Source organism: Natrononativus sp. DTA114 (genome assembly GCF_059736515.1).
Genome location: NZ_JCASSN010000001.1, coordinates 716,695 through 736,396 on the forward strand (window position 1 = coordinate 716,695; position 19,702 = coordinate 736,396).

Consider the following 19,702-nt stretch of genomic DNA (forward strand, 5'->3'; position numbering starts at 1 on the left):
GCCCACTGTAGATATCCCTGTCACTTATACTATTCCATCGTTCGTATGTCTACAGACACCCGTTTGTGTGTTTAGATGGGATTTTCGGAGGGACTATCACCGTCTGTGGGAGTCACTGTCTCAATGCGACGGCCGCGCGTCTCGTGGATGACCCAGGGTGACGACCGTATTCTCGAGACGCTGGCCTCGAGCGAGCTGATTCTTTCTCCGGCAGTGATTGCGATCAACACCGGCTATACGCGGAACTACGTGAACAAGCGAGTTCGGAAGTTACGGGAAGCAGGGTTGCTCGAGCGTGTTGAGGAAGGGTACTATGAGATCACCGACTATGGGCGAGCGTATTTAGAGGGTGAGCTCGAAGTGAACGAACTTGAAAACAATAATTAATACACTTTAATACTAAGATATTGTATAGATATTAAAGTTCGTACTCAGCCAGTACGGTAGAACTTCCATCACCTTCCCATACAACGACGACTTCTGTGATTTCGAAGTTCTCCACATCGTGGGTGTTAGTCGCGTCTTGGGTATAAGGTTCAATATCTTCAGAAGACCCGTCGAAAGTGTAAGTAACTACACCGACGTCGTCAGCATAGTTAGTACCGTCAATACTACTTTCGAATTCGATTGTGTCACCTGCAGTAAATTCACCACTTGGGGTAGCGGATAGTGTTTGAGTTTCTTCACCATCCTCATCATACTCCGCGGTGACTCTTAATGATAGATCAGATAAGTCAACATTGTCACCACCATTATGCATGAGAGTAACATCATCACCATCTGAGTCCCAATTATAGTTTGCATTTGGTGCACTTTCGTCAAGATCACCAATGTCCATCACGAACGCAGCGATCACAGCCGCTAGAATCACAGTAATAGCGACCATGAGGATGACTCCAATAACAGGGCTTACAGCCCGTTCTTCGCCATCAAGGTTATTTCTTAGTATAGTCATTTAACTAATATCGTACTCATATTCTCCGATAATCGTTGAGCTACCATCTCCTTCCCAGACAATACGAACAGTTCCTTCCTCATTCCCATCAAGATCATCATTTTTGTCAAAGGTAAGGCTCTCACCGGCTGATAATGTTGCATCTGCATCATACCAGCTCGGCTCACCATCAACATCGCCTCCAAACGAAACTGAACCCATATCAACATTATCACCGCTTGAATGAGTTACTATTACATCATCGTTCGCACTGTCGCTCTCCCAATTAAGTTGTGCATTTGGTGCACTTTCGTCAAGATCACCAATGTCCATCACGAACGCAGCGATCACAGCCGCTAGAATCACAGTAATAGCGACCATGAGGATGACCCCAATAACAGGGCTTACAGCCCGTTCTTTTTCATCTCCAATCATTTTCCTTCCGATTTTATCTAAGAACATGTTAATTATTCGAAGTCATATTCCGCGATGATAGTGGATGACCCATCACCTTCCCAAACGATTCGAATGGGACTGTCAGAAGGACTGGTGAATACTACTTCTTCTCCTGCAGACCACTCGCCATCAACATCAGTAGTGGTTGCACCTTCGCTGAATTCGATATCGTCCAAGTCAATATTATCACCACTAGTAAGCGTTACTGTCACATCCCCGTTGTTCGGGGAATCAGATTCCCAATTAAACTGTGCATTTGGCGCGCTGTCGTCAAGGTCCCCGATGTCCATCACAAACGCTGCGATCACGGCCGCCAGAATCACGGTAATCGCAACCATGAGAATGACGCCGATAACGGGACTCACGGCCCGTTCTTCTTCGTTTCCGATAAGCTTCTTTGCGAAATTCATTGTTGTCTGTTGTTGTTGCGCCGTGCGAACGATGAGAAACCTTATCAGAGTCCTCGGTGAACCCCGATTTGACGGGAGGGGGGATATGCACCCAGTCCCACACCGTCGCTTTCTCGAGTCGATCGCTGGCGTTAGCAGTAGCCAGTGAAACCGCTGGTAATAAACCTACCCAATAGTACAGAAAATATGAAATTCTATCTACACCATACATTTTCATCCCTGAGAATCAGTTACCGGTGGAAATACCGCAAGCGACCCTTGGATAGTTCATACCTGTAGAATATCAGCGATTCGAGGCTACCGGCAAGTATCACCAATGAGTATACCCCTCGAGTCCCAACCCCACCCCATGCCCGACGACACCGCGGTCCTCGACGAGCGCGACCTCGCGCGCACCTTCGACGGTGGGTACTACGACGACGCCTGGACGGCCGTCGAACAGTACCGAGAGGCCACCAGATACGCCAATAAACGAGATGTGGGCTCGGGTGCGACTGCATCCGCGCTCGATCTCCCGCGCAGCCGCATCCGCACCTGGGTTGATGGCGACGGAAAACCCGACGCAGTCCGGGCGATCGACACCGCCAGCGAGTACGGCTGGCTCGGCTGCACCTACGACGGCCGCGAGTTCGCGGCGCTGAACGCACTCGTGGCGAACGTCTTCTCCGGCGGGTCGATCGCCGCGGAGACGATGGTGCCGCTGTTCGCGCTCAACCACCGAACGGACGATTCGCACGTTCTCAACGCGCTCGAGCTGGCCGGTGTCGACTACAAACTCTTTCGCGACGACGACCACGATCGCGCAACCGAAGCCCGGCCCACTGAGGCCGCGACGGTTCTGGGGCGGGTGCTCGCCGCGCTCGGGGCTCCGGTCGGCCCAAAGACCGAACAGGAGCTCTCACTGCCGGACTATCTTGAAACCGCTCCCGACGACGTCCGGGAGACGTTCGTTCTCTGCTATCTCGAGAACCGGGCCGCCGAACACCCGGACAAAGCGACCCTGTCGATACAGGAGTCCCGAAACCGGGAGTACCTGGCAGAACTCGCGGCGCTGCTCGAGGACGTGGCCGGCGCTCCGGTTACGGCTGGGTCACAGAACGTCACGATCTCGGCCGACGCGGCGCGGAATCTCGGGGTCGTTCGGTAGCCACAGAACCGCTGGTTACACTCTGGCGCGTCGGGTTTATTACGGCTATCCGGAACGTCTTGTCTGGGTTCACACCTATGGCAACATCGTGGAATTTCGGCAGTTTGAGCGGTAACAGTACCGGAGAGAACGAAATCGACTTAGTCGACGTTCTGGCGTTGATGATCCTGCCCATCTCGGGCTCGCTGATGTTCGAGGTGTTCAGCCTCGAGATCAACGTTTTCGGCGGCTACGACTTCACGGAAGCAATCTGGACGATCGGCGGCGCGGCGATCTCGCTTGCGCTCATCATCACCATCGGGGCGCTCGCCTGGATCGTCGTCACGAACCTGCTGAACGACGACACCGAACACGAGCCCTACGAGTTTGCGATGATAATCGTGGCGCTCGGCTCGCCGATCGGCGTGGTGTTCATCCCGGCGTTCGAGTCGCTGGTGATGTGGCACGACCTCACCCAGCTGGCGTTCCTGCTGTACCTCAGCTTCGCCAGCGTCTGGATCTCGTTCACCGGCTAAACAGCGGTTTCGACCCTTTCAGAGAGATGAGTTCAAAATCTACAGACGGCGGTAGAATCGATCCGGCGAGCAACGGCGGCCCATCGGCCCATGCCCATGCCCACGAGTACGAACACGGCTGCACACTCACCCGACGACAGGTACTGCGACGGGGCGCAGCAGCGGGCGTAGCGCTGGCGGGTGGTACCGCAGCCTCGAGCGGGACGGTCGCAGCGGAAGAGGCGAGCCTGGGAGCCCTCGAGTACACTCCCAAAGGACAGGCAATTTCGAGGGCCGCTAACTGGCTGCTCGGGGTCGGAGGTGACGACGAAAGCCCGACAGAAACGTACGACACGCTCGAGCGGCTGGCGATCTGGGCGGATGCATACCGGAACACCGCGAGTCACGAAGCGGGCTGGCAAGCGTCCACCGCGTTCGTCCAGGACTTCGCCACCTTCTCGGAAGCGTCCCTGTACGCGACGTCTGCGTACCGAACGATCGAGAACGTCGATGACGGCGAAGAAAGAGAGGACGCCATCGCGGACGGCGTCCAGGGCAGCCTCGAGCAGTTGACGACTGCACAGAGAAGCGTTCTCAACGAGGGACACCGCCATATCGCGGAGTTCGAAACGATCCTTCGGGACGTGATGTCGATCTCTGACGCCGATACTGGCGAGTTCTTCACCGCGACCGGCGAAGCGGGCACCTCCGACGCGGAGGGTGTCGAAGACATCTGGTTCGTCGAGGACGAGGTGACGATCGAATACCAGCTGATCGATGGCTCGACCCTCGAACTAACGACTCCGTGGATTGAGGTCGAATACAGCAACGGCCAGACGCGAGATGGCCCGCTACACTTCTACGGCGGCAACAGCGGAGAGGGTGCCCCTGCGACCGTCGATGGCCATGCGCTCGAAGATGACGACTACGAACACACGCTGGATTCGGATGGCGACGTTGCGATCCAGATCGCGGATTGGCCGGAAGACGAGTACGACGAACTCCCCGAAGACGAGCAGGAAGACATCGACCCGCCGGAACTGCTCGAGGAACACCCCACGGTCTACGATTCGTGGCCGTTCGTCATGGCGGTTCAGGAGCTAATCGACCTCGCGGACGCTATTGAGTTGGAGGTAGAGGAATACCTGGACAGCGTGTACGACGACCTCGTAGACGGTGAGATCTCCGCCGAGGAGGCGCTGACGCCGACGATGCTCGCGGAGATGGCTTCGGACGAACAGACGTTCCCCTACGCCGGGGCCTCACTCGCCTCACTCGGGCTGCCGACCTCGGACCAGACCATCACCATCGAGTTTACCGAACTCGAGGAGGAGGACGGCGAACCGATCGAACTAACGGGCAACATCTACGCCGACGAAATGCCTTCGAGCGGCTTCCAGAAAGGGAGCACCTACGACCCGAACAACCTCGAGCCGACGCTGTGGTTCGCGTTTCACACCGTCGATGAAGACGGCCAGCAGTCGAGCGAGATCATGGAGCTCGAGGACGAGTTCACCGTCACGGGCGCCCAGATTCTCGAGCAGAACGAGGACGGCGAATGGGAGGCGGTCGACGTCGAAGAAGTGACGTACACCGAGAAAACGACGACCGAGCCCCCGACAGACTACGACGAACTGTTCGCGCTGTTCGACGAGATCGACGACCTCGAGCGACAGATAGCGAACCAGCAGTACGAGATCGTGGTCGAACTCGAGGGAGACGACGGCGGCGGCGGTGGCGGGTTCTGGGACAGCATCGGCGTCGACGCAGACCTGGGCGGACCGCTCGTCGGCGCGGGCGTGATGTTAGCGTTCGTCGTCGGCATCGCGGCGTTCGTCAAGAACAGCCATCCGGCCAACCGGTTCAGGTAATCATGTCCAGGTTTTTCGTTTTCGTAACAGCGGCGGTAGTGGTGTCTCTCGTAGCCGTGGGCATGGGCGTGGGCGGCGCGATCGCCGACTCCGGCAACGAGACGAACGAGACGATCGACAACGAGAGCGCGGACCAGCTCGAGGACGAACCGGAGAACGCGACGGACCCACTCGCGGGCTACGGCGACCGGGCGGAGTTTATCGACGATTCGATGATCCTCACGGACTGGCGGTACTCCGGCGGCCAGTTCGTCCTCGAGTTCGAGAACGATGGGCTCAGTCGGCCGGTGACGCTCGAGCCCCGCCAGGAGGTGAGCGAAGGCACGCAGCGGATCACTTGGCACGAAGAGATGGTTCCGCGCGGCGGTGGGACCGTCACCGTTCCAGCGGAGAAGGTGTCCGGCGAGGCGGCGCTCCGGATCAGCACGCGAGAATCACGGAGCGAGCAGCGAGCCATACAGATCAGTACCGGGACCACCGAAGACAACCCGTTTCGGTACTTCGGCGGTGAATCCGGTCTGTTCGCGGGCGTTGGCCTCTCTATCGCTATGTCCGGCGGAGCCGCCGGGTTCGTTCTCTGGCGGGAGAACGACGGGGTGATTCGTGCATGAGCGGGAGCGACAGACTCAGCGGCACGTTCTCCGGGTTTTGGGACCGACTCACGTTCCTCGTTTCCGAAGCGGAGATATTCGTTCTGGGTGTCTTCGTTTCGGTCGGCGTGTACGTCGCGTGGTTCCGCCCGACGATCCCCGGCGTTCCCCCGATCGCCATCGGAATCTTCGCGGCGTTCCTGTTACTTGGGCCGCCGCTGTTCGGGTTCTTCGTCTGGGGAATCAAGAAGCTCAGAGTCCGCAACCGAACCACTGTTCACGAGATCAACGGTGTCACCGACACCCGCGAGAAGTGGTACGTCAAACCGGAAGTCTGGTCTGAGAAAGTCGTCGAGGGGCCGTCTCCCTACGTCGTCAACGACGGGGACGCCTTCGAGGTCCGAGAGTTCGATTGGCACCCGGACCAGGGGGAGGATGGCACCCTCATCGTCACCGGCTGTTACTACAGCCAGATGGCCGACTCGAAGCTCGTCACGATCAAGGCGATGCTCGAGGACATCCACGGCGACCTCATCGAAGACTCGATCGCGCTGAACCGGCTCCGCGGTCGAATCAGCAAGATGGGCGTGCAGATCGAACGGGATACGATCAACTTCTCAGCGGAAGCCGACGAGCGAGGGCTCAAGATGGACAAAACCAGCGTCAAACAGCGATTCGAGACGGCGAAGGAAGAGGCGGAAAGCGACGGGATGGATGAACTGCACGACCTCGAAGACTACGGCTACGACCCGATCACCAAGCCGGAGGGAGTGACGATCGGCGAGCCGGGTGCAGCGGACGCGGCGGCAACCGACGGAGGACACGAATGAGATTCCACTTACCAAGCGACCGGTACGAACTGGCGGACAGAGAACTCGAGCGAACCCGCGAGCAGCTGCGCGAGCGGGAGGGAATCGAACAGCGCCCGGAACAACTACTGCTAACGCAACGACTTCGCGAGCACGTTCGAGAAGTCGAAGCCAACCGGAACCGACACCTTCGGGACGCGATCGCGTTACGAGCGAACCGGGGCGAGATCCGGGACCGGCTCGAGGAGCGAGGCGTCTGCGCAGATGCGATTCTGCGAGAGATCACGGGGGCGAACGCATGAGGTACATTCACGACGGGAAGGTACGGAATCGGACGGTAGAACCACCGAAGCGCACGCTGTTCGTGTGTAACGAACCGACGACGCACGGGCGCGGGAGAACGAACACCGCGGCTCAGATGGGCGAGTTCCTGGCGAAAATGCGGCGGGGACCGAAACCGCTGGTGATCGGCCATGAGTGACGGCGGACAGGCGGACCAGCAGGCGCTGTACACGACCGCACAGGCGCGTGAGCACCAGGAGGGATACAGCGACCGGGAAAATCGCGAGATCCACGACCACGGCGGAATCGTTCGTGATGAGAAAATCTCGCGGGCGCTGTCGATGCGAGCGGTTCACTACGACCCGCTCGCGTGCACGCGGCCGGGAAAGATGCCGGGGCAGTCGAAAGACCTCGAGAAACACCGTCAGATTCGATTCACGGAAGGAACTGAAACCTTCCGCACGGCCCTCGAGAACGGCGATATGCCGACGATCAAGCACATGGTAGGAGACACCTCACAACGGGCGGACGTTTCGGGACTGAAAGCGATCGGATCGATAGACCAGCTCATCGATGGACCGGCTCCGGTGATCGTCGTCCTGGGGGAGATGGGGGCGGGAAAGACCGACTTCGCGTGTCTACTCGCGCAACGGTGGCGAGCGATCCACCAAGCCGATTCACTCCTGGCAACGAACATCCAGAGCCTCGAGGAGAAAAACCGCTGGGTCGACGACGCGGGCGACGTCCAGGACGGCTGGATTCCCGACTACGGTACCCTCATGGAGTGGGTCGAACAGGACGGCGACCCGCTCGAGCACAGCCAGCGGGACAAGCTGTTCATCGGCGACGAGTTCAGTTCGGCTGCCAGCGGTGTCGGAGCCCAGGGCTACGAAACCCGGATGAAAATGGCTCCGCTGGTGTACAAGATCCGGAAGTACGGCGGGGCGCTCATCTACATCGCACACGGCGAGCGGTCGATCCACCCGATGCTGTGGCGCGTCGGCACGATCGTCAAGAAAGTGAGTCAGAAGAAAGCGATCATCGCCGAGTCGATCTCGAGCGGGAAGCTCGCCGATATTCGCGGTGAGGTCGAAGGTATCCCGCCGACGGACTTCCGGTACAACACGAAAGAGGCGAGCGATTGGAGCTGGTCCCGGTTCGGCGACGAAACCGACGAAATGGGAGCTGACGAAGCCGCTCGCCTCACTGCGCTGTGGACGGTTATCCGGTGCAAAGAGGACGGCCTCACGAACCGTGAAACCGCCAAATTCGTTCCCTACAGCCACGGCTGGGTGGGTTCGCGCTGGCGAGAGTACAGAGACGAGGGGAAACACGTCGATGCTGTTTCCAAAGTGAACGAGGTAATCGCATGACACCGTCGAGGTGGATAGCTGGATACGGATACCGACTCCCCTATAGTATTCGCCCAAAGCCCACCGCTCGCTCTCGAGGAGAGCGAAGCGACCGATGGGCGGTTGTCGAAGTGGCTGGAGGAGTTGATATATATCGGCGCGTGCGACGCGAGGACACCCGATGAGACTTCGACGGCGGTTCGCTCGTCACGCTGGGGATGTGACGATGGCCTCACTGCTAACGCTCGTCGCGATGGATTCGCTGTTGTTCTTCCCGGCGGTGTTGCTCGCGATCAAGCTGAACGTATTCGCCATTCCACTGGCGGTCGCTGGCGTCCTCTCGTTCGATCTGTGGGTCTGGTACGTCGTCTCCCTGCTCTGGGTGTCGCAACTGCTCTACTATCTCGAGGTCGATCTGGCGACGGCGGCCTCGAGCGTTCGATCGGCGAGCAGCCGACTCCCGGAGCTGGCGTCCGTCCCGATCTCGACCGAGCCCATCGTGAGGGATGACCGTGAACCGGAGTAAGCGAGCGAACCACTTCGGAACGATCTGCGAAAAGCGAATGGCGAGGAAACGGCGGTTCTCCCTCGAGCGGGCGAGCTGGCACGATGCCCGCTTTGGGAACGGAACACCGGTCGAAATCAAGAGTACGATGCTCGAGCACTCGAACGGCCAACCGGGGAATTTCAAGATCTACAAGGCGTATCACGACCGACTCCGACGGGCGGATGGCTGGTACTGTTTCGTCGTCTACCGGCCACACGGCCGTTCCGGGTGTACGGTTTTGAAAGATCGGATGTGCAAAGCCTCGAGTCTTCCTCTGCTCCGCTGGCATGGCGGTGGTGACCATCGTGAGACACAGCAAACGAAGATACCCATCACAGATATCTTCTAAAGTTGCCGGTACTTCATATTCGTTAACATTATAATACAGAAGGTTGAACGAGGTGTTGCCGGTACCCAATCCGGCCACGCAGTCAGAGGCACCCTTTCAGCCGCCCTTATCACCCTTCCTCGTAACGGATATGCTCGTTTCGACGTCGAAGCTTACGACTCGAATGCTGAGCGTCAAGGTAATCTTCTAGCGCTGCCGCTGGTGAGGTCGTCGCGCTCGTAGACAGGATTTGTGAAAGACTCAATCGATGATGGTTTTTGCGGTCGGGCTGAATACAAAACAGGTATGCAATAGGTATAGTTTTAGGTTTATTTGATTATCCTTGCTACAATTGAGTTTTATAAGATGGAAAGTATAAACTTGGAATATGCCAGTCGAAATTCCGACAGGGAACGGAGATTCAATTAGAGAACGAGTAGATGATTTCGTCGATAAGTACAATGATTGGACTAAACTCTCCGCGAGTAAGGGAGTCGTTATTGCTGATAACTCGCATGTGTCTCGTCAGAATGTATTTTTAGACGGAGTTATTCATGAACTCTCTTTATCCGAACTTAGGGAGTTTCCACGATATTTGTGCGATGTATCTATTAGGCCGAAAAATTTCGTAGTTACCGCTGAGCATTATTCATACTGGTCGTGGACCTTAGCCTTTGTTCAATATCTCCGGAAACACAGTGCCGTATTTGAAAAAATCATTAATCCATACCATCCAGATCCCGCTCCATCTCCTGGAGAAACTAATTTAATCAACGACATGTTCTTGATGCATAAGCTTCTCAATTTGCCGTTGAGAATGAGTGCACCAATCCCAAATCCATCGGTAGGTGAATATATGCAAAAAGCCCTCAGACTAACTGGAAGTGTTAATGAAATAGATACTTTAAGACTGTTTTCTCCCGTCTCGCTTGCTTTGCTAGATGGTTTGGTTTGTCGACACTGTGATAGTCTTCTTACAATTGATGGAAACCTCGAAAACCCACCGGTAAGCAGTCCATGGAGTAGCGACCAAAACTCCAAGTCAGGGGTAGGATACCATGACCGGCTACAATTATGGAGATACCATGTTGCGAATTCTACTACCAGAGACACACTCACACAAGTGGATAATATTAATCGGTATGAGTCAAAGCATCTAAAATCCTTATCTGGGGTAATTGGTTCAGGCCAAGATATCGACGATATGGATCACTTCCTACAGATACTATCTAACCAGAGACATTACAACATTCATGGAGAGGGGAGTAGTGTTTCAATCTTACCCATAGCGTTCAGTCTATGTTGTTTGATATTTTGGGATGCTATAGAACAATCGGAATTCGATAATTTTCACTCGGAGGTCGTTGATGAAGTTAGTAAGGTTGCTTCGGGCAACTCGCGGCAAAATGAGTACACAGATTATTATCCTATCTTTCGATGGGAGGTTGTTAGTCTAATGCAATTGCGTCCCAGCAGTGATTAAAAGTACCACAGACTAGCCCCGCGCTTGTCAGAATCTTAGTAGTACTTACGGTAATGAGGATCTCGTTACTCGTGTTCGTCTTAGGTAAATGCGCTGTGAAATGTATCTATGTATTCAGCACGGCATTTCTAACGTTCTTCAATGGTTTCAACAGCACTACGACCCTCAGAGCCATTCGACCTTCTCTGCCTCTCGAGCCTGCACACTCTCCGAATGCTTCCCCAGGTAGTGCCGCTGAAACGTCTCGTAGTCGTCCCACCCGCCCCACTGCATCAGCACTGACGGGAGCACTTCGGCCTCGAGCGCGAGGTGCCCCCACGTCCGGCGGAGATCGTGCGGCCCAACGTACCGCCACCGATCGTCGTCCTCCCGCTCGGCGAGTTCCGCAGCTGCACTCCCGACCCACCGCCGAACCGTTCGCGGTGTGACCTCGAGGACGCGATCGTCGGGCTCGAGTCCCTGCGAGAGAACCCGAACCATCCCGGCGAGTGCCGTGGGCATGGGCGTCTGGCGTTCCTTCTCGCCTTTGCCCTCTGGTATCCGCAGGAACCACTGGCCGGTTTCGTCGCCCTGGTAGACGTCTCGAGGGCGGACGTCAGTCGCTTCACGAATGCGGCAACCACAGCGAGCCATGAACGCGAGCGCAACCTGTTTCGTCGGTTCGTCGTCGTACACGGCCAAGAGTCGATCACGTTCCGTTTCAGTGAGTCGGACCCGGCGACCGTCGGCGTTGTCGTATGTCTCGAGTTGCACGTCTGGTTTCGCCACAGACCGGACGTAAAAGGGTCCCGCGCGAGCCGATCAGTGGCGATTCGGCACCGAATGGGTCATATTTTGTCTGAGAACCATGGATTCCCGGACACCAGTTCAAACAATGCGTTGAAAGCCCCCGCTGCCACAAACACAGTCTTCTGGCACCCCAAGCGGACGAATAGTTCCATTGGACCGTTCCTCACAAACAGTCATCGTCCCGCAAGAGAGACACTCTGCAACGAACTGCGGTTTTGGGCTGGACTCGATCATTGAGAGTACAATCCAGCCAATAGCCAATACTAATTCGCATGAACCAATCCTGCTTTCAAAACAGCTACAGGAGAGGGTGTAAGCTGACCACGATCCTATGGTGGTTTCATGAACGCAAGCACCTCAGATCAAATCTTGCCTGAGGTCCCCTGATTCTCTGATACTCAAGCCAAAAACAATTCTAAATACAATACGAACAGTGCTGCACCAGCGAACAAGAGAACGAAGATCAGGAATACACCATTGAATGCCATCTTTTTCTGGATTCGCTTCGTAATCTGTCCTGGTTCGGTATCACCGATTACTAGTGGTGTATCAGTATCTCCTGAAAGTATGATCTCACCCTGTTCTACCGTAGCTTTCCCAGCAACAACTACGTCATCGCCATCCTCGACATATCGAAAATCAAAGTCTCGGCGTCTGTATCCCTTATTTCGAAGATACTCCTGAAGATTCCCGACCTTCTCCGGTGCGTGGCGTTGTAGGAATCTCACTACAGATTCGGAGAAACCCTCTCGATTTAGCGAAGCATCCGTAATCGATAGTGAGGTCTTTTCACGCTCACGCACCCGTTTATCGTGAATATAGAGATATGTAGAATCCGTCGGGCTTCGCGCTTCTCCGCTATCCACGTTTTCGCTATGATGGTTCTCTTTTGTCCAGGTCGTATCGACAGTCGCACTCCCGGTCTGATCGACCACCTCAAAATCTTCAACTACTAATCCCTCGGCTGAAGTCATATATCGACTGCTACCTTTCGACGAATTTCGGCGACGGCGTAGTCTCCAAACCCCGATGCCGATTTGTGTTTCATCAAAGGTCCCTTTGAAGGGACTGTCAGTAGGTTCGTCGACAGTAAGGCTGCCAGTTATGTAGGTTATATCGCCGTCACTAAGCGATGATATACTATTACCTTCCGATCGCGAAAACAATTTGTAGTTTTTGTAGTGCTTGTACGATCGAATTATTAGCCAGGTGCCGATCAAGAGGCACAGTAGTGCGGCCAGTGCGAACATTCCTACAAAGACAATGGAAGTCATGTTGGAAGATCTGTTTGAACAACAGTAATTAAAGAGTTGTCATATGGTGTCGGAATCAGAGATGCGGCGTCAAGAGATGAACTTCTCAGAGCCCGTGATTGTCGGACAGTCTCACCTTACCGTTATGCAGGAATTGATACTACGTTATGTCAGGTCGAATATATCGACTAAATATTAACTTGACTCAATAACGATTTTATGTTCTGCGACATTCAAATAGGTTAACGGCGGTGGTGTGGATATTTCGGGTGGGAAGGTTTCTACCTCGTCCAATGATTCATCGTATTCAAACTCATCCATTCCCTGACTATGCGCACAGACAGAATGGGCGACAATAGATCCATAGAAATATTCATCTCCTGCTTGGAACGCAACCTGTTCGTCAGTGCACGGTCCTCCACCTTGGCCCTGGCCTGCTCCGGGCCCGCTGTCCCAATCTTGATTACTGTCTGAAGCCACATAGATAAGTCCATAGTAACGGGAGTGCTGATTTGGCCCAGCGCTAAAATCTACCGCCATTTTTGACGTCCCATATATTTGGATATATTTTGATTCTTCAAGACACTCTGCTTCACCATTTCGGTGAGCACACACGGTACTACCAATATCAAGCATTTCACCGTCAGAGTAGATGCGAAGCGCAGTGCCATCAGGATCGTCTACGTAGACATCCCCGCTAATCGTCACATCGTCTTTCACGATGAGCGTTACATTTCCGTTCTCAAGGTTGAAGTTCGTTGTTTCATCGATATTGAGATCGCCGTCAACGTAGTATGTTCCTGGTTCAACCGGATCGGACGCATCCTCAAAAGGCTCGACATCCATTTCACTTTCCTCAGCGTTCTGGGCATCAGAAACCAGATCGCCGATTAGATCGTCAAGTGGTTCGAAGTGACCAGTGCTGCGTTCTCCAAAAAACTCCTCCTCATTCTCACCATACTCACTATCTGGATGCTGATTCACACCACTCTCAAATGAATCTTCGATATCAAGATAACCCAGTTGAGCAGTGACCCTCTCATTTTCTCCACACGATTCTTGTATCGAGCTTCCGCCCGCTTCTTGTCTGAAATAATTTTCCCAACCAACACAGTATTCGCTTTCGACAGTAATTGTAACGTGTTCCTCCTCTATGATACCGACTTCAGAATGAGCATTCCCTCCATCACGGTAAACGCCAACATTGCCGCTTTGAAGCTCTTGGTCACCGGAAATAGTCATAACTGGGATATTAAATGTATTAGTAGATTGATCGTAGTTAAATGGAGGTGTGGAAACGACTCGAGTTTCGGCCCCCGTTTCGCGGAAGACTGCGCCTGCTTCGGAGGCAATCTTAGTTCCATCATCCCCCTCCCATTCAATCGTTCCAATCGGTTTGTCGATGGGGCTCTCCATAGCATCTGATTGAACAGTTATTGTCCCTGTTTCTTCACGAACTACTGTACCCTGCTCCCCTGCATCAAGATCTACTCTATGTTGAGTATCTGTATGGTGTGAAGCAGTGTACATCTGTGTGTTCAATTCGACCATGGCCTGTTCAACCCGGTCTTGTTCCATATCCTTCTCAACCTCACTCATTATCCCACCTGCACTGAGTAGAATCCCGGCAGAGACGATTGCAACCAGACCAATCAATATGACCAGTCCGATAACGGGAGTCACTCCACGTTCTCTCATGAATTGTGTAATGAACTACATTGACAAAAGTACACCTGTTAATCATGTAGTGGTGCTGAATGAATCGGAGCATAAAAGCTCGTGTTCACGAGCCTAAAACTCGATAGTTCTTCGGTTGCCCAAACTGGGTTAGTTGTAAAGCGGGTACCAGAGTACGGACCGATCGAGGGTGCTCAACGAGTCTATCCTTAAGGAGACGGCCGAAATATGAACACGGGGATCCCAAGCTCGTGTTCATATCGGAGAGATCGATTCTCCGGACGTGCAATCTCAAGAGCTTGGGCGAAAGGAAGAGTGAAGATCAGATTTCATTCGTAATCAAGGTCGCCATCCGGTCCTTTGACCTCTAATTCCTCTACCTCATCATTCTCTGGTAGATATTCGATAAAAGAATGAATTATCTGCCATGTGTTTTCAAATATCTCTGCTCGCTCTTCATCAGTGATTTCTACAACACCCCCATGTCTAGGTTCATCAGCATACTCTTTTATTTCCTCAATATCGGCTCGATCGATATTCAGTTCATTTCTCATCTTCTTCCAGGTTTTCCCTCTATTTTCATTGTTGTCATCTGGGATATCAAATTCAGCATGGAAATACTTTCGAATTGATTCTATAGCTCGATAACAGTGAAGCCCAGTATCCAGAGGGTCATTTGCGGACATTCTGAGATCTTTTAGACAGCGTTTCAGGTATCTGCCACCATTTCTTGGCAAGACTTGTAGAACCTGCTGAAACATGTCCATTCTTTCACTATCCTCCAACTGGTTACGCAATCTTCCAACGGTAACTCCAAACACACGCTGATTATTTTCTGGGAAGGTTACAGATGTTATTTCGACTGAGTAAGAATAACCATGTGTGAATGAGAATATATCGAGGACTTCATGAACAGCGTCTTTTACAGCGTTTCTCGCTGTATACATATTCTCTATTTCACTTTTAGAAGTCAATACTACACTTATTTGAGATGCCACTATTGAGATATCCATCCTCCCAAAATCGGAATGTGCTTTCAATGGGGGTTGAATATGGACATTAGTACGCTCTGGAACAACACTCCCTGTAAATACGTACTTATCACCATCTGACATGCCATCCCCTACACATTCTTTTGAGAAGTCAATTCCGAAATGGGATTTAAATAAGCTATAATGAGCTGTAGTGGTCGAAAAAGTAAGCGATCTCGGCTTCAGCGAGTGGAGCGCATTGGGTTAAACGTCCTCTCGTAGCATTTAAACAGGGAGAGATGCCACTACGTTGGATGGATGGTGGCCTTGGATAGGCATCCTCATTGCAAAAATGGGATTTCAAAGCCAAATACAGCAGCAAGAAGAATACCGACCGAAAGTGCCCATATGAATTCCATCTTCCAATCATATCTCAGGTTTAGGAGTGAAGATGCTGCACCGTAGTTCAGATAGGTGTAGCGGACTAAGTCTCTGAGAACATATATAGATATTAATACAAACACACCAGCGAGTGAGCTATCAAAAATATGTCCCAGAATTAGCCAGACAGGGAGAGTTAAAAGTAGAAACAGTATCATCAAAGAGATGAAAAGATATGATTTCCTGAGATCAAATTTTGGAGCCGACTCCGGTGTATTACTTATTCCAGCTTCAATTCGATCTTTTCCAAAGCTCCCGATTTCACGAAGTGCAGAACTAACTACATCATCACCAGTGTTTTGATTGATAATAGACGACCAAGTTCCTGCATATTCTCGCAAGAAAATCTGATCGAGAAGGATGATTGACAACGAAACAATCAAAGAAGCGATGATGAAAATATCAAGTGGTCTGAATATTCCTACGTTCAAACTAAGACGAATACTAAGGGATACGAATACACCAATAATGGCTAGATGGAGCAACTTAGTACTCCACCGAAGTGATTTTTTAACCACTGCCATATTTGGGTCGTCAGCTATCTCTGCTGTCACGCGGAATAACATGATAAGAAGTACACCAATGACCGAAAATTCAAAAACCCATGCATGTGACCAGTCGATAGGGAAGGTATAGTAAATCGCTGAAAACAATGCGATGATAACCGACTCAACAGCCAGAGCATGTTTTCCAACAAAACTGTTTTCCCCAGTCACTGTTCTAAAACAATTGAATTCTATCCATCTAAATAGTCTGTTCGATTTGGGGGTTATATCAACTGCCAATTTTTAGCGTGATGAGGCTTAAATTCGTACCAATCCCGGTGACGTGTGGGCCGGAACGGTAAGTTTGGACCCTCTGTGTCAGCCATAATCTAATCCTCGCCGAGTAGTGTCTCTCACATATATCCAACCCCCATTTCGTGTGCTTCACCTGGAGATCTGCTGTGCGGAGATGGCAGCACGCCGGTGTAATTTTTTGGGCTAGTCCCCTTGGGGACACCCGCCAAGGGGTGGTTCGCACGCAGTGCGAATCCGCTCCCTTGGCCCTGCGGTGCGATCGGCGAGCGGCCGACCTCGGGCCCGACCGAAAACAACCCTGTTTGTACACTCGCCGCTATAGTACAATCTTACTTTATGAAATAAAGGGTGAAAAGAGCGTTGCCACTCACGAGGGCCGTCCTACCAGGTCGCCAGCTTCCCGACTTGGCGGCTATCGTGTCCGCCAACAGGCTTCCGCCAGACCATCTGCACGTCGCTGAAGTGCAGTACGTCGTTCCCTGAGTGTCGCCACGCATCGATCGCTTCCTGGGCGACCTCGCGAGCGCTCTCGTAGCTGTTGCCTTTCAGTATCGAGAGAATCGCGTCGATTCGCAACCGCTTCGGGTTCCCCTCCTGGTCGAACTCGAGCTCCGCCCCGTTCTCTGCTAACCACTTCTGGAACGGCGACGACTCCGCAACGTGATCGGCGAGGCCCATCACGTGCTGAATCCGGTCGGCATAGCTCTCGATCGCGTACTCCGCCGACTCGACGAGCGCTTTGAGTTCGTCCCTGTACTTCCGAACTCGGAACGATACCTCGCCGTCGTCCAGGTCGAAGATCTCGCCCAGGTCGGAGATCGCACGGTAGATCGTCGCCGGGTGCTTCCCCAGCTGCTCGGCGAGACCGTCGACGGTGCCCCCGCCGTCGGTCGCGACCGCTTCAGTGACGTCCCAGGCCGTATCGCCCATATCCCGGAGCGTCGTCACCAGCAGGTGTTCGGCTTTCGCCTCGAGCCGCGGCGTCGGATCGTCGTAGAGTTCGACGGGTTCATCTCGAGGAACCGCATCGAAGTGATCGTCAGGAACGTAGACACCGCTGCCGTCGGGGGCGAGCGGAATATCCTCCCAGTGCAGGGCGTTCATGATCGTCTCTTCGATCTGTTTCGTTACCTGGTGCCGATCGGCCCACGCCCACGACTCGCCGCCGTTCATCTTCTTGTTCACCAGGACCTCCACCTTCGGGTGGTAGGAGGGGTGATCCTTGCTAACCGCGTTCGGATCGGCGAGCAGGTACACCTCGAATTTGCGGCCGTAGGTGTGCCCAGGGAGGAGCCTCGAGGACGACTCCGGATTGAGAACCATCCGGTTCTGGTGGTTGATCTCCTCTTCGTTGTCGATCTTCAGCTCCGCTTTCACTCCCTCCTCCTCGGCGAGAAAGAGCATCACCTTGTGGAGCACTCCCGACGAAGACAGCTTTCGCGCCCATTCTCGCAGCATCCGCAGGTACCGCTCGTACGCCCACATCACGCTCGCCTCGTGGGGTTCCTCGCGGAAGTAGTTCGAATTGATCCGCTCGCCCGCGTGCTCGAAGATCGCGACGAAGAACTCGGGTAGCAGCTCGAGGCCACGGTCGGGTTCGATGTTACTCAGGTGGTACTCGACGTCCACACCGTCGACCTCACCTACCTGATTTTCCCACGGGAGTCGCAGAGGGTCGCCGGTTTCGTAGTGGCGCATTCCGGCGAACCGCGGTGAGATGTTGTAGGACGCTTTCTTTTCGCCGCGACCGCGACCGACGATGTCCCACTCGTACAGTCGTTCGGCGTTGATTCCGTCGGACAGCCGTGGGGCGATACCGGACTTGCTGTACCGGACTTCGAACACCCAGGGCTCGCCGTCGACCTCGGTCGTCAGCTCAAGGTGTCCTTCGAACGGCTCACCGAGCATCACCGACGACAGGGCATCGTAGGGTCCGCGGCCCCAGTTCGGCCACTTCCAGCGGCCTTCGATCTCGTGGGGTGTGGTTTCCGGCTGGCTCATCGACGACCTCCCGTCTCATCCTCGCTGTCCCTCTCGACGAGATCGGCACCGCACTCGCTACAGCGGTAGATCTGCGAACTTCGCTCCCGACAGACCGGGCAGAACGTCACGCTGACCCACCCCCGAAACCGGAAAAACTCGGGTGAATATACCGGGACTGCCTGAAATATAATGCTAGTTTAAAGGAGGTTCGGTATAGCTGATAGTGGACGTTGACTAGAGGAATATGTCCAAACTGTCTTTCCGAACAGACTGATGTAGTAGAACGAACACTAGCTAATCCGGGCGTCCGTATGGATTTTCGATGCAGGGTTTGTGACCACGAATGGGCGGTAACCTTCTGAGATCTCCCTTTCGAGGCACTAATACTCACGCCGACTCACCTCTCGGAACGACCTCGAGCGCACGACGAACTTCCTCGTCGTCGGCTTGCGTCGATGGGTGGGCGATGGGCGTTCGACTCGGAACGTGGTACAGCCGACTTGCGCGGACGAACTCGCGCGTCATCGGTTCACCTCACAGTCACTATTTCCCGAGAGAGATGGTCTTTCAGAAAGGTAACATGCATTGATACGTGTGGGGCGTGAACAGATAACACGGGCTATGTCAACCCCAAAGAACGCAGAACGAACCGTCGCTATCTGCGACGAATGTAACACCCCATTTACGGCATACTTGGAGCCGGATGGGTCGATTCGACCGGTGGGGACCGGATACCGCTGTTCTTGTGGGGGAACACAGTTCCACCTTTTCGAGTAAGCGAAACCACTACCGGGTTTCGTTGCTCGTCGTTTTTTGGTACCACGGCCGATCATCGCTCCACCTCACCCCCGTCGGTGAGCATGGGCGCGGTTCGATACGTCCCCGTTCGTCGCAGCCGCCGCGGACAATCCCGCCAGTGACCGGCTTCGGAAACGCCGTCAGTCAACCGAGTACAGCGACGGTTACAGACCGGACAGCGGAACTCCCGCGACGTCCTGGGCTGTGGGCGCGAGCGGATGCGCCGCTCGAGTTCGTCCCAACTGACTTCCTCGAGCAGTTGCTCGAGGTTCATTTAATCCACCCCG

Annotated in this window: 22 protein-coding genes; 11 read left to right on the forward strand and 11 right to left on the reverse strand. The window is 53.9% G+C overall.

Annotated elements, in window-relative coordinates; translation table 11 throughout:
• Nucleotides 1-123 precede the first annotated feature (123 nt).
• Nucleotides 124-387 carry a winged helix-turn-helix domain-containing protein gene (locus tag AC6I6S_RS03780; protein WP_497949293.1) on the forward strand — a complete coding sequence of 88 codons (264 nt, stop codon included), beginning with the start codon at nt 124-126 and terminating at the stop codon, nt 385-387.
• 31 nt (nt 388-418) lie between these two features.
• On the opposite strand, the gene AC6I6S_RS03785 is transcribed toward AC6I6S_RS03780, so the two are convergent.
• Genes AC6I6S_RS03785 through AC6I6S_RS03795 form a run of 3 tightly spaced genes read right to left on the reverse strand, consistent with a single transcriptional unit; the run spans nt 419 to nt 1,800 of the window.
• Nucleotides 419-955, reverse strand: coding sequence for a type IV pilin domain-containing protein (locus tag AC6I6S_RS03785; RefSeq protein WP_497948399.1), 537 nt, complete (start codon nt 953-955; stop codon nt 419-421).
• Complete coding sequence (locus tag AC6I6S_RS03790) at nt 956-1,396, reverse strand: type IV pilin domain-containing protein (RefSeq protein ID WP_497948400.1); 441 nt, start codon at nt 1,394-1,396, stop codon at nt 956-958. It abuts the gene before it with no gap.
• Between the two features lie 5 nt (nt 1,397-1,401).
• Entirely contained in the window at nt 1,402-1,800 is a 399-nt protein-coding gene (locus tag AC6I6S_RS03795) for a type IV pilin domain-containing protein (RefSeq protein WP_497948401.1), read from the reverse strand.
• A 349-nt stretch (nt 1,801-2,149) separates the two neighbouring features.
• On the opposite strand from AC6I6S_RS03795, the gene AC6I6S_RS03800 reads away from it, so the two are divergent.
• The 10 genes from AC6I6S_RS03800 to AC6I6S_RS03845 all read left to right on the forward strand — a co-directional run bounded on the left by AC6I6S_RS03800 (nt 2,150) and on the right by AC6I6S_RS03845 (nt 10,703).
• On the forward strand, nt 2,150-2,947 hold the full coding sequence (locus AC6I6S_RS03800) for a hypothetical protein (RefSeq protein WP_497948402.1): 798 nt from the start codon (nt 2,150-2,152) through the stop codon (nt 2,945-2,947).
• Between the two features lie 104 nt (nt 2,948-3,051).
• Nucleotides 3,052-3,462: a DUF8023 family protein gene (locus AC6I6S_RS03805; RefSeq protein ID WP_497948403.1), complete on the forward strand. Its 411-nt coding sequence runs from the start codon at nt 3,052-3,054 to the stop codon at nt 3,460-3,462.
• A 26-nt stretch (nt 3,463-3,488) separates the two neighbouring features.
• Nucleotides 3,489-5,312 carry an Env/VP5 family phage fusion protein gene (locus AC6I6S_RS03810; RefSeq protein WP_497948404.1) on the forward strand — a complete coding sequence of 608 codons (1,824 nt, stop codon included), beginning with the start codon at nt 3,489-3,491 and terminating at the stop codon, nt 5,310-5,312.
• A 41-nt stretch (nt 5,313-5,353) separates the two neighbouring features.
• Nucleotides 5,354-5,923: a DUF8063 family protein gene (locus tag AC6I6S_RS03815; RefSeq protein ID WP_497948405.1), complete on the forward strand. Its 570-nt coding sequence runs from the start codon at nt 5,354-5,356 to the stop codon at nt 5,921-5,923.
• Nucleotides 5,920-6,732, forward strand: a complete 813-nt coding sequence (locus AC6I6S_RS03820; protein WP_497948406.1) for a hypothetical protein — start codon at nt 5,920-5,922, stop codon at nt 6,730-6,732. Before AC6I6S_RS03815 ends, AC6I6S_RS03820 begins: the two co-directional genes overlap by 4 nt.
• The gene (locus AC6I6S_RS03825; protein WP_497948407.1) at nt 6,729-7,013 is read left to right on the forward strand and encodes a hypothetical protein; all 285 of its coding nucleotides are present in this window, start codon (nt 6,729-6,731) and stop codon (nt 7,011-7,013) included. Before AC6I6S_RS03820 ends, AC6I6S_RS03825 begins: the two co-directional genes overlap by 4 nt.
• A 171-nt stretch (nt 7,014-7,184) precedes the next feature.
• A complete protein-coding gene (locus AC6I6S_RS03830) occupies nt 7,185-8,366 on the forward strand; it encodes a hypothetical protein (RefSeq protein ID WP_497948408.1) in 1,182 nt (393 codons plus the stop codon).
• Between the two features lie 205 nt (nt 8,367-8,571).
• Nucleotides 8,572-8,871, forward strand: a complete 300-nt coding sequence (locus tag AC6I6S_RS03835) for a hypothetical protein (protein ID WP_497948409.1) — start codon at nt 8,572-8,574, stop codon at nt 8,869-8,871.
• Nucleotides 8,858-9,241, forward strand: a complete 384-nt coding sequence (locus tag AC6I6S_RS03840; protein WP_497948410.1) for a PD-(D/E)XK family putative nuclease — start codon at nt 8,858-8,860, stop codon at nt 9,239-9,241. The genes AC6I6S_RS03835 and AC6I6S_RS03840 overlap by 14 nt, the downstream gene beginning before the upstream one ends.
• Nucleotides 9,242-9,608: 367 nt before the next feature.
• Nucleotides 9,609-10,703, forward strand: coding sequence for a hypothetical protein (locus AC6I6S_RS03845; RefSeq protein ID WP_497948411.1), 1,095 nt, complete (start codon nt 9,609-9,611; stop codon nt 10,701-10,703).
• Nucleotides 10,704-10,868: 165 nt separating this feature from the next.
• Here AC6I6S_RS03845 and AC6I6S_RS03850 read toward each other — a convergent pair whose 3' ends face one another.
• The 8 genes from AC6I6S_RS03850 to AC6I6S_RS03885 form a co-directional block, all read right to left on the reverse strand.
• Nucleotides 10,869-11,456, reverse strand: coding sequence for a tyrosine-type recombinase/integrase (locus tag AC6I6S_RS03850; RefSeq protein WP_497948412.1), 588 nt, complete (start codon nt 11,454-11,456; stop codon nt 10,869-10,871).
• A 434-nt stretch (nt 11,457-11,890) separates the two neighbouring features.
• The gene (locus AC6I6S_RS03855) at nt 11,891-12,766 is read right to left on the reverse strand and encodes a hypothetical protein (protein ID WP_497948413.1); all 876 of its coding nucleotides are present in this window, start codon (nt 12,764-12,766) and stop codon (nt 11,891-11,893) included.
• 174 nt (nt 12,767-12,940) lie between these two features.
• Nucleotides 12,941-14,443 carry a DUF7289 family protein gene (locus tag AC6I6S_RS03860; protein WP_497948414.1) on the reverse strand — a complete coding sequence of 501 codons (1,503 nt, stop codon included), beginning with the start codon at nt 14,441-14,443 and terminating at the stop codon, nt 12,941-12,943.
• 308 nt (nt 14,444-14,751) lie between these two features.
• A complete protein-coding gene (locus AC6I6S_RS03865; protein ID WP_497948415.1) occupies nt 14,752-15,537 on the reverse strand; it encodes a DUF8168 domain-containing protein in 786 nt (261 codons plus the stop codon).
• A 197-nt stretch (nt 15,538-15,734) separates the two neighbouring features.
• The gene (locus AC6I6S_RS03870; protein WP_497948416.1) at nt 15,735-16,550 is read right to left on the reverse strand and encodes a hypothetical protein; all 816 of its coding nucleotides are present in this window, start codon (nt 16,548-16,550) and stop codon (nt 15,735-15,737) included.
• Between the two features lie 465 nt (nt 16,551-17,015).
• The gene (locus tag AC6I6S_RS03875; RefSeq protein WP_497948417.1) at nt 17,016-18,635 is read right to left on the reverse strand and encodes a DUF7845 domain-containing protein; all 1,620 of its coding nucleotides are present in this window, start codon (nt 18,633-18,635) and stop codon (nt 17,016-17,018) included.
• 369 nt (nt 18,636-19,004) lie between these two features.
• On the reverse strand, nt 19,005-19,142 hold the full coding sequence (locus AC6I6S_RS03880) for a hypothetical protein (RefSeq protein WP_497948418.1): 138 nt from the start codon (nt 19,140-19,142) through the stop codon (nt 19,005-19,007).
• A 304-nt stretch (nt 19,143-19,446) separates the two neighbouring features.
• Entirely contained in the window at nt 19,447-19,689 is a 243-nt protein-coding gene (locus tag AC6I6S_RS03885) for a hypothetical protein (protein WP_497948419.1), read from the reverse strand.
• Between the last annotated feature and the right edge of the window lie 13 nt (nt 19,690-19,702).

Bases quoted from the DNA above. Each gene is read 5' to 3' on its own strand.
- AC6I6S_RS03780 (WP_497949293.1), top strand. From the start codon at position 124: ATGCGACGGCCGCGCGTCTCGTGGATGACCCAGGGTGACGACCGTATT.
- AC6I6S_RS03785 (WP_497948399.1), bottom strand. From the start codon at position 955: ATGACTATACTAAGAAATAACCTTGATGGCGAAGAACGGGCTGTAAGC.
- AC6I6S_RS03790 (WP_497948400.1), bottom strand. From the start codon at position 1,396: ATGTTCTTAGATAAAATCGGAAGGAAAATGATTGGAGATGAAAAAGAA.
- AC6I6S_RS03795 (WP_497948401.1), bottom strand. From the start codon at position 1,800: ATGAATTTCGCAAAGAAGCTTATCGGAAACGAAGAAGAACGGGCCGTG.
- AC6I6S_RS03800 (WP_497948402.1), top strand. From the start codon at position 2,150: ATGCCCGACGACACCGCGGTCCTCGACGAGCGCGACCTCGCGCGCACC.
- AC6I6S_RS03810 (WP_497948404.1), top strand. From the start codon at position 3,489: ATGAGTTCAAAATCTACAGACGGCGGTAGAATCGATCCGGCGAGCAAC.
- AC6I6S_RS03820 (WP_497948406.1), top strand. From the start codon at position 5,920: ATGAGCGGGAGCGACAGACTCAGCGGCACGTTCTCCGGGTTTTGGGAC.
- AC6I6S_RS03825 (WP_497948407.1), top strand. From the start codon at position 6,729: ATGAGATTCCACTTACCAAGCGACCGGTACGAACTGGCGGACAGAGAA.
- AC6I6S_RS03830 (WP_497948408.1), top strand. From the start codon at position 7,185: ATGAGTGACGGCGGACAGGCGGACCAGCAGGCGCTGTACACGACCGCA.
- AC6I6S_RS03835 (WP_497948409.1), top strand. From the start codon at position 8,572: ATGGCCTCACTGCTAACGCTCGTCGCGATGGATTCGCTGTTGTTCTTC.
- AC6I6S_RS03845 (WP_497948411.1), top strand. From the start codon at position 9,609: ATGCCAGTCGAAATTCCGACAGGGAACGGAGATTCAATTAGAGAACGA.
- AC6I6S_RS03855 (WP_497948413.1), bottom strand. From the start codon at position 12,766: ATGACTTCCATTGTCTTTGTAGGAATGTTCGCACTGGCCGCACTACTG.
- AC6I6S_RS03860 (WP_497948414.1), bottom strand. From the start codon at position 14,443: ATGAGAGAACGTGGAGTGACTCCCGTTATCGGACTGGTCATATTGATT.
- AC6I6S_RS03865 (WP_497948415.1), bottom strand. From the start codon at position 15,537: ATGTCAGATGGTGATAAGTACGTATTTACAGGGAGTGTTGTTCCAGAG.
- AC6I6S_RS03875 (WP_497948417.1), bottom strand. From the start codon at position 18,635: ATGAGCCAGCCGGAAACCACACCCCACGAGATCGAAGGCCGCTGGAAG.
- AC6I6S_RS03880 (WP_497948418.1), bottom strand. From the start codon at position 19,142: ATGACGCGCGAGTTCGTCCGCGCAAGTCGGCTGTACCACGTTCCGAGT.
- AC6I6S_RS03885 (WP_497948419.1), bottom strand. From the start codon at position 19,689: ATGAACCTCGAGCAACTGCTCGAGGAAGTCAGTTGGGACGAACTCGAG.